This window comes from Streptomyces sp. NPDC014676 (genome assembly GCF_043084105.1).
Classification (GTDB): Bacteria; Actinomycetota; Actinomycetes; order Streptomycetales; family Streptomycetaceae; genus Streptomyces.
The window spans coordinates 68,151-81,064 of sequence record NZ_JBIBZI010000007.1 but is presented as its reverse complement, the minus strand read 5'-3'; the positions used below and the strand labels follow the sequence as shown (position 1 = coordinate 81,064).

At 72.1% G+C, this 12,914-nt stretch carries 14 protein-coding genes; 7 read left to right on the top strand and 7 right to left on the bottom strand.

The window, feature by feature from the left end; all coding sequences use genetic code 11:
* Positions 1-13 precede the first annotated feature (13 nt).
* Complete coding sequence (locus tag ACF1DX_RS20930) at positions 14-835, bottom strand: DUF1963 domain-containing protein (RefSeq protein ID WP_391792657.1); 822 nt, start codon at positions 833-835, stop codon at positions 14-16.
* A 39-nt stretch (positions 836-874) separates the two neighbouring features.
* The gene (locus ACF1DX_RS20925) at positions 875-1,576 is read right to left on the bottom strand and encodes a FadR/GntR family transcriptional regulator (RefSeq protein ID WP_391792656.1); all 702 of its coding nucleotides are present in this window, start codon (positions 1,574-1,576) and stop codon (positions 875-877) included.
* Between the two features lie 137 nt (positions 1,577-1,713).
* Between ACF1DX_RS20925 and ACF1DX_RS20920 the strand changes: the two genes are divergently transcribed.
* Positions 1,714-2,232 carry a gluconokinase gene (locus ACF1DX_RS20920; RefSeq protein ID WP_391792655.1) on the top strand — a complete coding sequence of 173 codons (519 nt, stop codon included), beginning with the start codon at positions 1,714-1,716 and terminating at the stop codon, positions 2,230-2,232.
* An 83-nt stretch (positions 2,233-2,315) separates the two neighbouring features.
* Entirely contained in the window at positions 2,316-3,713 is a 1,398-nt protein-coding gene (locus ACF1DX_RS20915; RefSeq protein WP_391792654.1) for a gluconate:H+ symporter, read from the top strand.
* 99 nt (positions 3,714-3,812) lie between these two features.
* Here the strand turns inward: ACF1DX_RS20915 and ACF1DX_RS20910 are convergent, their stop codons facing one another.
* The 4 genes from ACF1DX_RS20910 to ACF1DX_RS20895 all read right to left on the bottom strand — a co-directional run bounded on the left by ACF1DX_RS20910 (position 3,813) and on the right by ACF1DX_RS20895 (position 7,798).
* Positions 3,813-4,436 carry a cytochrome b/b6 domain-containing protein gene (locus ACF1DX_RS20910; RefSeq protein ID WP_391792653.1) on the bottom strand — a complete coding sequence of 208 codons (624 nt, stop codon included), beginning with the start codon at positions 4,434-4,436 and terminating at the stop codon, positions 3,813-3,815.
* The gene (locus ACF1DX_RS20905; protein WP_391792652.1) at positions 4,420-5,166 is read right to left on the bottom strand and encodes a molybdopterin-dependent oxidoreductase; all 747 of its coding nucleotides are present in this window, start codon (positions 5,164-5,166) and stop codon (positions 4,420-4,422) included. The genes ACF1DX_RS20910 and ACF1DX_RS20905 overlap by 17 nt, the downstream gene beginning before the upstream one ends.
* A gap of 75 nt (positions 5,167-5,241) precedes the next feature.
* A complete protein-coding gene (locus ACF1DX_RS20900) occupies positions 5,242-6,792 on the bottom strand; it encodes an APC family permease (RefSeq protein WP_391792651.1) in 1,551 nt (516 codons plus the stop codon).
* A 55-nt stretch (positions 6,793-6,847) separates the two neighbouring features.
* Positions 6,848-7,798 (bottom strand): hypothetical protein, encoded by a 951-nt coding sequence (locus tag ACF1DX_RS20895; RefSeq protein WP_391792650.1) that lies wholly within the window; start codon positions 7,796-7,798, stop codon positions 6,848-6,850.
* A gap of 255 nt (positions 7,799-8,053) precedes the next feature.
* Here ACF1DX_RS20895 and ACF1DX_RS20890 point away from each other — a divergent pair, with 255 nt between their 5' ends.
* The 3 genes from ACF1DX_RS20890 to ACF1DX_RS20880 all read left to right on the top strand — a co-directional run bounded on the left by ACF1DX_RS20890 (position 8,054) and on the right by ACF1DX_RS20880 (position 9,370).
* Positions 8,054-8,575 (top strand): NUDIX hydrolase, encoded by a 522-nt coding sequence (locus ACF1DX_RS20890; protein WP_391792649.1) that lies wholly within the window; start codon positions 8,054-8,056, stop codon positions 8,573-8,575.
* Between the two features lie 64 nt (positions 8,576-8,639).
* Complete coding sequence (locus ACF1DX_RS20885; protein WP_391792648.1) at positions 8,640-9,032, top strand: YidH family protein; 393 nt, start codon at positions 8,640-8,642, stop codon at positions 9,030-9,032.
* Positions 9,029-9,370 (top strand): DUF202 domain-containing protein, encoded by a 342-nt coding sequence (locus ACF1DX_RS20880; protein WP_391792647.1) that lies wholly within the window; start codon positions 9,029-9,031, stop codon positions 9,368-9,370. Before ACF1DX_RS20885 ends, ACF1DX_RS20880 begins: the two co-directional genes overlap by 4 nt.
* Positions 9,371-9,492: 122 nt before the next feature.
* Here the strand turns inward: ACF1DX_RS20880 and ACF1DX_RS20875 are convergent, their stop codons facing one another.
* Positions 9,493-10,419 carry an NADP-dependent oxidoreductase gene (locus ACF1DX_RS20875; RefSeq protein WP_391792646.1) on the bottom strand — a complete coding sequence of 309 codons (927 nt, stop codon included), beginning with the start codon at positions 10,417-10,419 and terminating at the stop codon, positions 9,493-9,495.
* 198 nt (positions 10,420-10,617) lie between these two features.
* Here ACF1DX_RS20875 and ACF1DX_RS20870 point away from each other — a divergent pair, with 198 nt between their 5' ends.
* Together ACF1DX_RS20870 and ACF1DX_RS20865 are read left to right on the top strand one after the other, a co-directional pair.
* The gene (locus tag ACF1DX_RS20870) at positions 10,618-11,640 is read left to right on the top strand and encodes a phosphotransferase family protein (protein ID WP_391792645.1); all 1,023 of its coding nucleotides are present in this window, start codon (positions 10,618-10,620) and stop codon (positions 11,638-11,640) included.
* A 6-nt stretch (positions 11,641-11,646) separates the two neighbouring features.
* The gene (locus ACF1DX_RS20865) at positions 11,647-12,861 is read left to right on the top strand and encodes an acyl-CoA dehydrogenase family protein (RefSeq protein ID WP_391792644.1); all 1,215 of its coding nucleotides are present in this window, start codon (positions 11,647-11,649) and stop codon (positions 12,859-12,861) included.
* Positions 12,862-12,914 lie beyond the last annotated feature (53 nt).

The following is a 12,914-nucleotide window of genomic DNA, read 5'->3' as shown; positions in this document are numbered from 1 at the left end:
GCCGGGGTGGGGTTCACCCCGGTCCTTCGAAGAATCCCAGGACCGTCGCCTCGTCGAAACGCCGCTCCGCCGCGTTCTGCCGGGTGATCGTCCAGTAGACGTCACCGGCGATGTACGCGCCTCCGTACCACTGGGCCAGGAGGGCCCAGGCCTCGAGGCGGGGAGGCTTCCCCGTCCTGTCGGCTTCCCTCCACGCGGCGTAGGTGACGAGGTCGGTCTCACCGTAGGGGTCGGTGGAGTAGCCGTCGAGCTGGAGGCGCGAGGCGCCGAGGAGGTGCCGGTCCTCGTGCCGCACATCGTTCCAGGCGCCGCGCAGGGCCGGGGCGTGGGGATGTTCGGCGGGGTCGAAGAGGGATTCGTTGTCGGGCAGGGAGACGTTGTACCGCAGCCGCAGTTCCCCCGCCGTGCGCAGGCCCGAGTCCAGGCCCTCCCACGCGTCGCCCGGCGCGTAGCCGGAATCCAGCGGGCGTTCCTCGACGGGTGTCCCGGCCGGGACGTGCACCGCCTCGCCGCCCGCGTCCAGGCCCTCGTCGTGGGAACGGGCGAACAGCAGGAGCGCGCCGTCGCGCGGCAGGGGCAGCGTCGTCGCGTCCGCGGGCAGCGCCGCGAGGTCCAGGGACGCGATCAGGTAGGTGCGCTTGGGGAGGCCGGGGAAGTCGGCGGGGAGCAGTGCCGGTCCGCCGAAACGGCCCACGACCGGTCCGTCCCCGTGCGGGGCGAGGGTCGCGCACGGGCGGGCGGCGTCCAGCCACCTCTCCACCTCGCCGGACGGTACGCCGCGCGCGAGTGCCTTCTCACGGACGCGGTCCAGCTTCCGGAGTCTCTCGGGGTTCATGCGGGAAACCTAGCGCCGGGGTCCGACACCGTACGGCCGTCAGGGCGCCAGGATGTCCAGTTCCTGGAGGGCGCCCTCGGTGATCTCGCGGGTCAGTTTCTCCGCGCGGGCGGCGTCGCGTTCGCGGACCGCCTCGGCGAGCTGGACGTGCAGGGTGACGGCGGCGGGGTCGGGGTCCTCGAACATCACGTCGTGGTGGGTGCGGCCGGACAGCACCTCCGCGACGACGTCACCGAGGCGGGCGAACATCTCGTTGCCGGAGGCGGTCAGGATCACGCGGTGGAACGCCACGTCGTGGAAGAGGTAGCCCTCCAGGCGGTGACCGCTGGAGTTGGCGACCATGCCGAGGGCGCACTCGGTGAGTTCGGCGCACTGCTCCGGGGTGGCGTGGCGGGCGGCCAGGCCGGCCGCGACGGGCTCGATCGCCGAGCGCAGCACCGTGAGGGAGCGGAGCTGGCGGGGGCGGTCCGCGCCGGCCAGGCGCCAGCGGATGACCTGGGGGTCGTACACGTTCCACTCGTGGGCCGGCAGGACCGTCACGCCCACGCGGCGCCGGGACTCGACCAGGTGCATGGACTCCAGGACGCGGACGACCTCGCGCATCACGGAGCGCGACACGTCGAAGCGCTGTGCGAGTTCGTCGGTGCGCAGGACGCTGCCGGGCGGGCACTCGCCGGCGGTGATCTCGGGGCCGAGGGTGTCCAGTACGCGGCCGTGCAGCCCCCGGCCCGTGGTGCTCATGCACTCAGAGTACGGGGCGGGTCACGGGAACAAAAAGTCAGACTTATATGTCACAGACTCTTGAATTCGTCGTACCTAATGAGCTTCAGTTGCGTCGACATCAGGTGTCGACGAAGACAGCGGACAGTGAGGCAGCGATGAACACCCCCCATGTCGTCGTGGTCATGGGCGTCGCGGGCACCGGGAAGACCACCATCGGTCCCCTGCTCGCGGCCCGGTTCGGCGTTCCGTACGCCGAGGGCGACGACTTCCACCCGCCGGCCAACATCGCCAAGATGTCGGCCGGTACCCCGCTCACCGACGACGACCGGTGGCCCTGGCTGGACGCCATCGGCGACTGGGCGCACGGCCGGGACGGTCTCGGCGGGGTGGTCAGCTGCTCGGCGCTGAAGCGGTCGTACCGCGACCGGCTGCGGGCCGCCGCGCCCGGCGTGGTCTTCGTGCACCTCAGCGGTGACCGCGCGCTCATCGAGGACCGGATGTCGCACCGGCAGGGCCATTTCATGCCCACGGCACTGCTCGACTCCCAGTTCGCCACGCTCCAGCCGCTGGAGCCGGACGAGGCCGGAGTCGCCGTGGACGTGGCGGGCAGCCCCGAGGAGATCACCGCCCGGGCGGCCACCGCCCTGGACGCCCTCTCCGAGCCGGCCCCGTAGGTCCCTGACCGGACCCCCAGTTCCCGGGGCGCCCCCACCTCCCCGGTTTCCTCCCCGACCCCCGTAGAAACAAGGGAACCACCGTGACCAGACTCAGCGTTGAGATGCTGGCAGCGGACGCACCCGAGCCGATCACCTCAGCCGGCCACGCCCAGCTGGGCATCGCCGTGCTCCTGGGCATCGCCGTCATCGTCCTGCTCATCACCAAGTTCAAGCTGCACGCCTTCCTGTCGCTGACCATCGGGACGCTGGCGCTCGGCGCGTTCGCCGGCGCGCCGCTCGACAAGGTGATCACCAGCTTCAGTGCCGGACTCGGCTCCACCGTCGCCGGTGTGGGCGTGCTGATCGCCCTCGGTGCGATCCTCGGCAAGATGCTCGCCGACTCCGGCGGCGCCGACCAGATCGTCGACACCATCCTCGCCAAGGCGAGCGGCCGTTCCATGCCGTGGGCGATGGTGCTGATCGCCTCGGTGATCGGTCTGCCGCTGTTCTTCGAGGTCGGCGTGGTGCTGCTGATCCCGGTGGTGCTGATGGTCGCCAAGCGCGGCAACTACTCCCTGATGCGCATCGGCATCCCGGCGCTCGCCGGTCTGTCCGTGATGCACGGTCTGGTGCCGCCGCACCCCGGTCCGCTGGTCGCGATCGACGCCGTCGGCGCCAACCTCGGTGTGACGCTGGCGCTGGGCGTGCTCGTCGCCATACCGACGGTCGTCATCGCCGGTCCGCTGTTCTCGAAGTACGCCGCCCGCTGGGTGGACGTCCCGGCTCCGGAGCGGATGATCCCGCAGCGGCCCTCCGAGGACCTGGAGAAGCGTCCGAGCTTCGGCGCGACGCTGGCCACGATCCTGCTGCCGGTCGTGCTGATGCTGGCCAAGGCGCTGGTCGACATCGTCATCGACGACCCCGAGCACCACGTGCAGCGTGTGTTCGACGTGGTCGGCTCCCCGCTGATCGCGCTGCTCGCGGCCGTGCTGGTCGGCATCTTCACCCTGGGGATGCCCGCCGGGTTCAGCAAGGAGCGGATCTCGTCCCTGGTCGAGAAGGGGCTCGCGCCGATCGCGGGCATCCTGCTGATCGTCGGCGCGGGCGGTGGTTTCAAGCAGACGCTGATCGACACCGGTGTGGGCCGGATGATCCTGGAGATCTCCGAGGACTGGTCGATCCCGGCGCTGCTGCTGGCCTGGCTGATCGCGGTGGCGATCCGGCTGGCGACCGGTTCGGCGACGGTGGCGACCGTCTCGGCGGCCGGTCTGGTGGCGCCGCTGGCGGCCGACATGTCGACCACGCACGCGGCCCTGCTGGTGCTGGCGATCGGTGCGGGTTCGCTGTTCTTCAGCCATGTCAACGACGCCGGGTTCTGGCTGGTGAAGGAGTACTTCGGGCTGAACGTCGGGCAGACGATCAAGACCTGGTCGATCATGGAGACGATCATCTCGGTGGTCGCCGGTGCTCTGGTGCTGCTGCTGTCGTTGATCATTTAGCTGTTCGTTCAGCTGATCATTCGGTTGCTCGTCCGGCTGAAGGCCGGACGCGTACGGCCCACCCGCTCCCCCTCGGGGCGCGGGTGGGCCCGTGTCGTCTCAGGGGCGCCACAGCGGGTGTTCGCGCTCCGCCCAGTCGCGGTCGACCGAGCCCGTGCGCATGCCGCGCCGGGCCTCGGGGTCCGCCAGGGCCATGCCGATGTGCCCGGCGAGGACGATGCCGATGGTCAGCGCCAGCCAGTCGTGGACGAAGGTCGCGCTGGTGCGCCACACCAGCGGGGTGAGGTGGGTGAACCACATCAGCAGTCCGGTGCCGAGCATCACCAGGGTGGCACCCGCGATCCAGGCCGCGTAGACCTTCTGGCCGGCGTTGAACTTGCCGGCCGGGCGGGACGAGGGGCGCTTGTCGCGGCGCAGGGCGGCCCGCAGCCAGACGCGGTCGTGCGGGCCGAAGCGGTTGAGGCGGCCCAGGTCGGCGCGGAAGGCGCGGGAGGCGAGAGCGGCGAGGACGGGGACGGGCAGGGCGAGCCCGGACCACTGGTGGAGGGTGACGACGAGGGCGCGGCGGCCCACGAGCTGGGCGAGCTGGGGGAGGTAGAGGCAGGCGGCCGTGGCCACGCAGACGCCCATCAGGACGGCCGTGGCGCGGTGCGCCCACCGCTGGGCGCGGCCGAAGCGCCGTACGGCGGTGGCGGCGGGCGGGGCGTCAGCTCGTAGGCTCATCGTCGCGTCCGTTCGAGCGGCCGACCCAGGCGTCGATGTCGTAGCCGCGCTCCTCCCAGTAGCCGGGTTCGACGTCCTCGGTGACGGTGATGCCGGAGAGCCACTTGGCCGACTTGTAGAAGTACATCGGGGCCACGTAGAGGCGGACCGGACCGCCGTGGGCGTGGCCGAGGTCCTCGTCCCGCATGCGCAGTGCGACCAGGACGTCGGCGCGGCGGGCCTGGTCGAGGGTGAGGCTCTCGGAGTACGCGCCGTCGAAGCAGGTGAAGCGCACCGCCCCGGCCGAGGAGCGTACGCCCGCGGCGTCCAGGAGCCGGGACAGGCGCACCCCCTCGAACGGCGTGTCCGGCACCCGCCAGCCGGTGACGCACTGGACGTCGCGGACCATGCGGGTCTGCGGCAGGGCCTTCAGCTCGGCCAGGGTGTAGGAGGCGGGGCGGTCGACGAGGCCGTCGACCGTGAGGCGGTAGGTGCCAGCGTTCTTCCGCGGGACGGAGGAGGTGACCGAGTAGTAGCGGAAGCCGCCGCCGTTGGGGAGCAGTCCGGTCAGGCCGGTGGGGTCCTTGTCGGAGGCTCCGGCGAGGAAGGATTCCAGGCCGCGTTGCAGGGTGGGCGCGGTGGCCACGCCGAGGGCGCCCAGGCCGAGGGTGCCGAGGAAGACACGGCGGCCGATGGGCCTGCCCCGCGCGTCCCCCTCGTCGGGGGGCGGTGGCGGCTGTTCGGAGTTCACTCCTCCATTCGAGCACCCGCGTCCCCGTCGGGCCAGGGAGCGCGGGTGCCCGTCAGACTTCCGTAATCAGCTCTCCTACGAGGTGCGCTCGGCCTCCTTCTCGAGCTGGAACGCCTCGTTGCCGAGCCCGATGCGGGCGTGCTTCTCGGGGGCGCGGGCGCGCAGGACCGCGCCCTGGACCAGGCCGACGACCAGGGCGAGTCCGATGATGCCGGGCAGGAGCAGGCTCAGCGAGGAGTCGGGGCCCGCGCCGACCAGGACGTCGAAGTCCTTGACCGTGTAGCCCGCGATGACGACCAGGGCGATGCCCGCCAGCGCGGAGGTGGCCAGCCGCCAGCCCTGCGCGCCCGCGGCGCCGCGCCGGACGAAGAAGACGACGACGGACAGGGAGGCGATGGCCATCAGCACGATCACGCCGAGCGCGCCGACGTTGCCGCCCCAGGTGAACAGGTGCAGGACCGGCGCGGTCGGGTCGCCGGTGGGCTTGTCGTCGGTGAGCGCGAAGGCGAGGACGAGCACGGTGGCGATGACGGTCTGGAGCAGGGAGCCGGTGCCGGGGGCGCCGCTGGTGCCGGTGGTGCGGCCGAAGGCGGCGGGCAGCAGGCCCTCGCGGCCCATGGCGAAGGCGTACCGGGCGACGACGTTGTGGAAGCTGAGCATGGCCGCGAACATGCCGGTCACGAAGAGGACGTGCAGGACGTCGGTGAAGGTGCCGCCCAGTCGGTCCTCGGTGAGGAAGAACAGCAGGCCGGCGCTCTGTTCCCGGGAGGCGCCGACGATCCCTGCGGGGCCGGTGGCGACGGTGAGCGCCCAGCTGCTGAGGGCGAAGAAGACGGCGACGCCGGTGACCGCGAGGAACATCACGCGCGGTACGAGGACGTGCGGCCTGCTGGTCTCCTCGGCGTAGACGGGGGCCTGTTCGAAGCCGAGGAAGGCGGCGATGCAGAAGCACAGGGCGGTGCCGACGCCGGCGCCGGTGAGCGTGTCCGGGTCGAAGGCGTGCAGCGACAGGCCCTCCGTGCCGGGGTCGGCGACGGCGGCGATGTCGAAGACGACGACCAGCAGCACCTCGATGACCAGCAGCACGCCGAGCACGCGCGCGTTGACGTCGATCTTCAGCCAGCCCAGCGCGCCGACGGCGAGGACGGCCACGAGCGCCGGTATCCACCAGGCGACCTCGAGGTCGGCGTAGGTGGCGAAGAGACCGGAGACCTCGAAGCCGAAGATGCCGTAGATGCCGATCTGGAGGGCGTTGTAGGCGACGAGCGCGACCAGGGCGGCGCCCGCTCCGGCGGTGCCGCCGAGGCCGCGGGAGATGTAGGCGTAGAAGGCGCCGGCGTTGTGGACGTGCCGGCTCATCTCGGCGTAGCCGAGGCTGAAGAGGACCAGTACGACGCCGAGGATCACGAAGAGCAGCGGCTGGCCGACGATGCCCATCACCGCGAATGTGGTGGGCATGACACCTGCGACCACCATGAGGGGGGCGGTCGCGGCGAGGACGGAGAGCAGCAGGCCCCCCGTGCCGAGGCGGTCGGCGCGCAGGGCGCGCTCCTGCCCCTTGAAGGTGCTGATGCCGTCGGCTGTCGCTCTGCTCCTGCTCGAAGTGCTCGAACTGTCCGTCGTCATCTCGAGACCGTCCTTGGTCGGTGGTGGTTGCGGTGGGCGGGGGGTGGGGTCGGGGTCAGACCGTGCCCAGGGCTGCGGCGCGGGCGGTGCGGAAGGCGGTCAGGGCGTCACGGTCGGGGTACGACCAAGGGGTGGGTGTGGCGTGGTCTCCGATGCGGTGGAAGAGGGCGGCGGCCTCGGCGCCCCGGCCCTCGCAGACCTTGGCGTGGGCAAGGAAGTTGAGGTCGACCAGGCGGCGCGGGTGGCCTTCGTGCTCCCACTCCAGCCACCAGTCGAAGGCGGCCTTCATCACCTGCCGGGCGCGGCGGCCGACCCAGTGGCCGGAGGCGACCGGGTCGGCGGGTTCGTGTCCGGCGGCGGCCAGGGCGCGGTAGCGCTCGGCGTGCGCGATGACCGGCAGGACCGCCAGCGGGGAGTCCGCGGGCGCCTGTTCGGCGGCCCAGTTGGCGAAGTCGTACACCTCGTGCAGCGGGTCCGGGCCCGCCTCCACGCGGCGTTCGGCGAGCCAGGAGACCACCAGGTGGTGGGCGTGGTGGTGGTCCGCGTACCGGGTGCGGATCCGCTCGAAGAGCCGGACCACGTCCCCCTCGGCCCCCCGGGCGCACTCCAGCAGGAGCAGCCCGAGCCAGGGGGTGGGGTCGGCGGGCACCAGCTCCGCCGCCCGGTGGCAGGCCTCGCGGGCGCGGGCCGGCTTCTCCTTGCCGCGCAGCGCGCGCCGCACCTGGGCCAGGGCGAGCAGCACGGACGCGTCACCGGAGTCTGGTTCGGCGAGCAGCCACTCGCGGGCCCAGGCGGCGCAGTACGTCTCCCGTGCGAGCACCGTGATCCGGTGGCCCCGGCGGTCCCAGTCCTCCCCCGTGCGGACCAGCAGCGAGCGGGTGTTCTGCCAGCGGCCCTGTGCCAGCGCGGTCCGCGCGGTGACGAGTTCGGCGTCGTCGAGGGCCTCGTCGAAGGCCTGTGCCGCCCGTCTGCGGGCGCGGCCGAGGGGAGGCGGGGGTGGGGGCACCGCGGGACTTCCTCACGCGCTCTTCTTGTGGTCGCCGGCTCACGGCGGGTGGTCGGTGCGGCAGTGGTCGGCTGCCGATTGCCATGAGCTGATCACAGACAGCAAACCGTCAGCCAACAGATCACGTCAAGGGCGTCCCGGGTGTTACTCGCGTCAACTGTGGTCACGAACGGGCTACTTGTGACATCCGGGGCCGGAAGGCCACCCGGATGGAGTATGCGGCCGGGCACGGGCCGCCGCTGCTTGGATGGCCGTATGAGTGCTGAGGAAATCATCGACATCGTCGACGAGGACGACCGGGTGGTCGGACGGTCCCCGCGCGGGGAGGCCTACGCGCGGGGGCTGCGCCACCGCTGCGCCTTCGTCCTCGTCCGGGACGCCGAGGGGCGGATCTTCGTCCACCGCCGCACCGCGGCCAAGCAGGTCTTCCCCTCCCTGTACGACATGTTCGTCGGCGGGGTCGTCGGCGCGGGCGAGAGCTACGACGAGGCGGCGCTGCGGGAGGCCGAGGAGGAGCTGGGCGTGAACGGGCTGCCGCGCCCCGGGCACGTCCTCACGTTCCTGTACGACGACGGGGCGGGCCGGAGCTGGTGGTCGGCGGTGTACGAGGTGCGCTGCGACCGGCCCGTACGGCCGCAGCCGGAGGAGGTGGCCTGGGGGGACTTCCTGCCGGAGGCGGAGCTGGAGCGGCGGCTCGGGGAGTGGGAGTGGACTCCGGACGGGCTGGCGGCGTACCGGCGGCTCAAGGCGTACCGGGCGGGACGGGCCGAGGGCTGAGCAGGGGCTTCGTCCCCGGCCGTCGGCCCGGTGCGGGAGGGGGTGGCCCCGGTAAGGTCGCGGCGTGATCGATTTTGCGCGGAACGTTCGGTTGTGGTTCGCGCCCGGCGAGGTGCGGCAGGAGGGCGACACGCCCGACTACCGGTTCTCGCTGGCGAACGAGCGGACGTTCCTGGCCTGGCTGCGCACCGCGCTCGCGTTGATCGGGGGCGGGTTCGCCGTGGACCAGTTCCTGCCGGATCTGCGGTGGGGGTGGCGGGTCGGGCTGGCGCTGGCGCTGCTGGCCGCGGGGGCGCTGTGCGCGTTGCGGGCGGTCAATCACTGGGTGCGGTGCGAGCGGGCGATGCGGCGGGGGGAGGATCTGCCGGTGTCGCGGTTCCCGGCGCTGCTGAGTCTTGTGGTGGCGGTGGTGGCCGGGGCGATGGTCGCCGTCGTGCTCTTCGGGTGGGACGGGTGAGCGGGGTGACGGCGGCGGGCCGGGCCGCGGAGCGGGATCCGGGGCTGCAGCCCGAGCGGACGCGGCTCGCGTGGCGGCGTACGACGCTGTCGGCGACGGTCGCGGCGATGCTCGCCGTGAAGACGGCGCTGGCGGGTGGGGTGTCGGCGGCCGGGGTTGTGGCGTGTGTGTTGTGTTGTGGTTTTTGGGTGGGATTTCTGTGGGTTGCCCATCGGCGGATTCGGGGACTGGCGGCTGTGAGCGAGCCGGGGGCGCTCGGTTCGCCGTCTGCGGCGGTTGTGGTGGTCTGCACCGTGGCCATGGCCGGGTGCGGGGCGGTGCTCGTCGGTTCGGGGTGAGGTGGGGTGCTCAGTGGGTTTTCGCCCCCGCCGCCCCTTCCCGTCCCGTCCCCGGGGGCTGTGCCCCCGGACCCCCCTTCGGCCCTGGACGGGCCTTGTCCTCAAACGCCGGACGGGCTGGATTAGCTGATCGTCACCACGATCTTGCCCCTGGTGCGGCCTTCCTGGTTCAGGCGGTGGGCGTCCGCCGCGCGGTCCAGGGGGAAGGTCTCCGAGACGTGGACGGTGACCGTGCCCTGGTCCGCCAGGTCGGAGAGGTGCTGGAGGTCCTGGGGGTCGGGGCGGACGAACCAGTAGCGTCCGCCGTAGCTCACCACCTCGGGGTCGGTGATCGAGGCCAGGCGGCCCTCGGGGGCCAGCAGGTTCGCGGAGGTCCTGAGGGCGTCGCCACCGATCGTGTCGAACACCGCGTCCACGCCCTCGGGCGCCAGTCCCCGTACCCGTTCGGCCAGGCCCTCGCCGTGGCTCACCGGTTCCCCGCCCAGCCCGCGTACGAAGTCGTGGTTGCGCTCGCTCGCCGTGCCGATGACCCGGGCGCCGAGGTGGGTGGCGAGCTGGACGGCGATGGACCCGACACCGCCGGCCGCGGCGTGCACCAGGACGGTCTCGCCCCGCTTGACCTCGAGGACGCGGTGCAGCACCTGATAGGCGGTGAGCCCCGCGAGCGGGAGGCCGGCCGCCTCCTCGAAGGACAGGGCGCGCGGCTTGCGCGCGAGGGCGCGTACCGGGGCGGCCACGTACTCGGCGAAGGTGCCGCGCGAGAGGACGTCCTCGCGCACATAGCCGATGACCTCGTCGCCGACGGCGAACTCCGGTACGGCGGGACCGGGCTGGACGACCACGCCCGAGACGTCCCAGCCGGGGACGACCGGGAACACCGGCTGGAGGACCGGATCGAGATAGCCCTCGCGGCACTTCCAGTCGACCGGGTTGACGGCCGCCGCCCGCACCCGGACCAGTACCGAGTCGGGGCCGACCCTGGGGTCGTCGACCTCCCCGAGTCCGAGCACCTCGGGGCCGCCGTACCGTGAGTAGCTGATCGCCTTCATGGGTCCGACCCTCCGGTGTCCGCGCGCGCGGTGCAAGCCGAATGGCCCGATATACGCCATTCGCGTGGCGGCCGGACGGCGCCGCGGGCGCGACGAACGCCTATCGTGGCCCCGATCACGTTCGATCGCCGCTCTGGACGGCATACCGACCGGTCGGCATCATAAGGCGGGTACTGTTTCCTGCCCGTAGGAGCGACGATGAGCCCCGACCACCCGCCCGGACTCGATCTCGACCGGCTGCGCGGCCTGCTCGAACGGGAGCGGCCCGGCCTGGTGAACGGCCCGCTCACCGGCCGGCTGATCGAGGGCGGCAGGTCGAACCTCACGTACGCGGTCTCCGACGGCACCTCGAAGTGGGTCGTACGGCGTCCCCCGCTCGGCCATGTGCTGGCCACCGCGCACGACATGAAGCGCGAGCACCGGGTGATCAGCGCGCTGCACCCGACCGCCGTGCCGGTGCCGCGCACCGTGCTGCTGTGCGAGGACGAGGAGGTGCTCGGGGCGCCGTTCTACGTCATGGACTTCGTCGAGGGCACTCCGTACCGGACGGCCGGCCAGCTCGCCCCGCTCGGCGCCGAGCGCACCCGGGACGCGGTGCTGAACCTGGTCGACACGCTGGTCGAGCTGCACGCCGTGGAGCCCGGCGAGGTGGGGCTCACGGACTTCGGCCGCCCCGAGGGCTTCCTGGACCGGCAGCTGCGGCGCTGGGGCAAGCAGCTCGACGCCTCCCGCAACCGGGAGCTGGCCGGGATCGACGAGCTGCACGCGGCGCTCGGGCGCGAGCTGCCCGACTCCCCCGCACCCGCCGTGGTGCACGGCGACTACCGCCTCGACAACGTGCTGATCGGCGAGCACGACGAGATCAAGGCCGTCCTCGACTGGGAGATGTCCACGCTCGGCGATCCGCTGACGGACCTGGGGCTGCTGGTGATGTACAGCATGCCGCTGGGCATGCCGGACTCCCCCGTCTCCACGACCGCCGAGGCGCCCGGGCACCCCACGCCGGCCGAGCTGATCGAGCGGTACGCCGCGCGGTCGGGGCGCGACGTCTCCGCGGTGTCCTGGTACACGGCGTTCGCCTGGTTCAAGCTCGCCGTGATCCTGGAGGGCATCCACTACCGCTACACCCTGGGCCGGACGGTCGGGCGCGGCTTCGACCGCATCGGCGATCTGGTCCCGGTCTTCATCCGGCACGGACTGACCACTCTTCAGGAAGGCTGACGGACCATGGACTTCGCGTTCGACGCGCGCACCGAGGAGCTGCGCGCCAGGCTGCTCGCCTTCATGGACGAGTACGTGTACCCGGCCGAGGCGGTCGCCCACGAGCAGCGGGCCGGGCTGGACTCGCCGTGGGAGAACGTGCCCGTGGTGGAGGAGCTGAAGGCCGAGGCCCGCCGGCAGGGGCTGTGGAACCTGTTCCTGCCCGACTCCGAGCACGGTGCCGGGCTCACCAATCTCCAGTACGCGCCGCTCGCCGAGATCATGGGCCGCTCCCCGCAGATCGCGCCGACCGTCACCAACTGCGCGGCGCCCGACACCGGGAACATGGAGGTGCTGGCGCAGTTCGGCGACGAGGCGCAGAAGAAGCAGTGGCTCCGGCCGCTGCTGGCCGGTGAGATCCGTTCGGCGTTCGCGATGACCGAGCCGGAGGTGGCCTCCTCGGACGCCACCAACATCACCACGCACATCGAGCGGGACGGCGACGAGTACGTCATCACGGGCCGCAAGTGGTACATCTCCGGGGCGATGCATCCGGACTGCGCGATCTTCATCGTGATGGGCAAGACCGACCCGGACGGGGCGGACATCCGCCGGCAGCAGTCCATGGTGCTCGTCCCGCGCGACACGCCGGGCGTCACCATCACCCGCGCGATGCAGGTGTTCGGTTACGAGGACCACTACCACGGCGGGCACGCCGAGGTGGTCTTCGACCACGCGCGCGTGCCGGTGTCGAACCTGATCGGTGAGGAGGGCGGTGGCTTCGCCATCGCGCAGGCCCGGCTCGGTCCCGGCCGGATCCACCACTGCATGCGGCTGATCGGCATGGCCGAGCGGGCCGTCGAGCTGATGTGCCGCCGCGCGGTGTCGCGGGACGCCTTCGGCAAGGCGCTGGCGCGGCAGGGCGTGGTGCAGAACTGGATCGCCGACGCGCGCGTGGCCGTCGAGCAGCTGCGGCTGCTGGTGCTGAAGACGGCCTGGATGATGGACACCGTCGGCAACCGGGGTGCCCACACGGAGATCCAGGCCATCAAGATCGCCACCCCGCGCACGGTCGTCGGCATCCTCGACCGGGCGATCCAGCTCTACGGCGCGGGCGGCGTCAGCCAGGACTTCCCGCTGGCCGAGCTGTACGCCGGCGCCCGCACGCTGATGATCGCCGACGGCCCGGACGAGGTGCACCAGCGGTCGCTGGCCCGCCGGGAGCTGAAGAAGTACCTGTAGTCCCCGAACGTCCTGTGGCCCGCCGGCAGCACCGGCGGGTCACAGGACGTGAG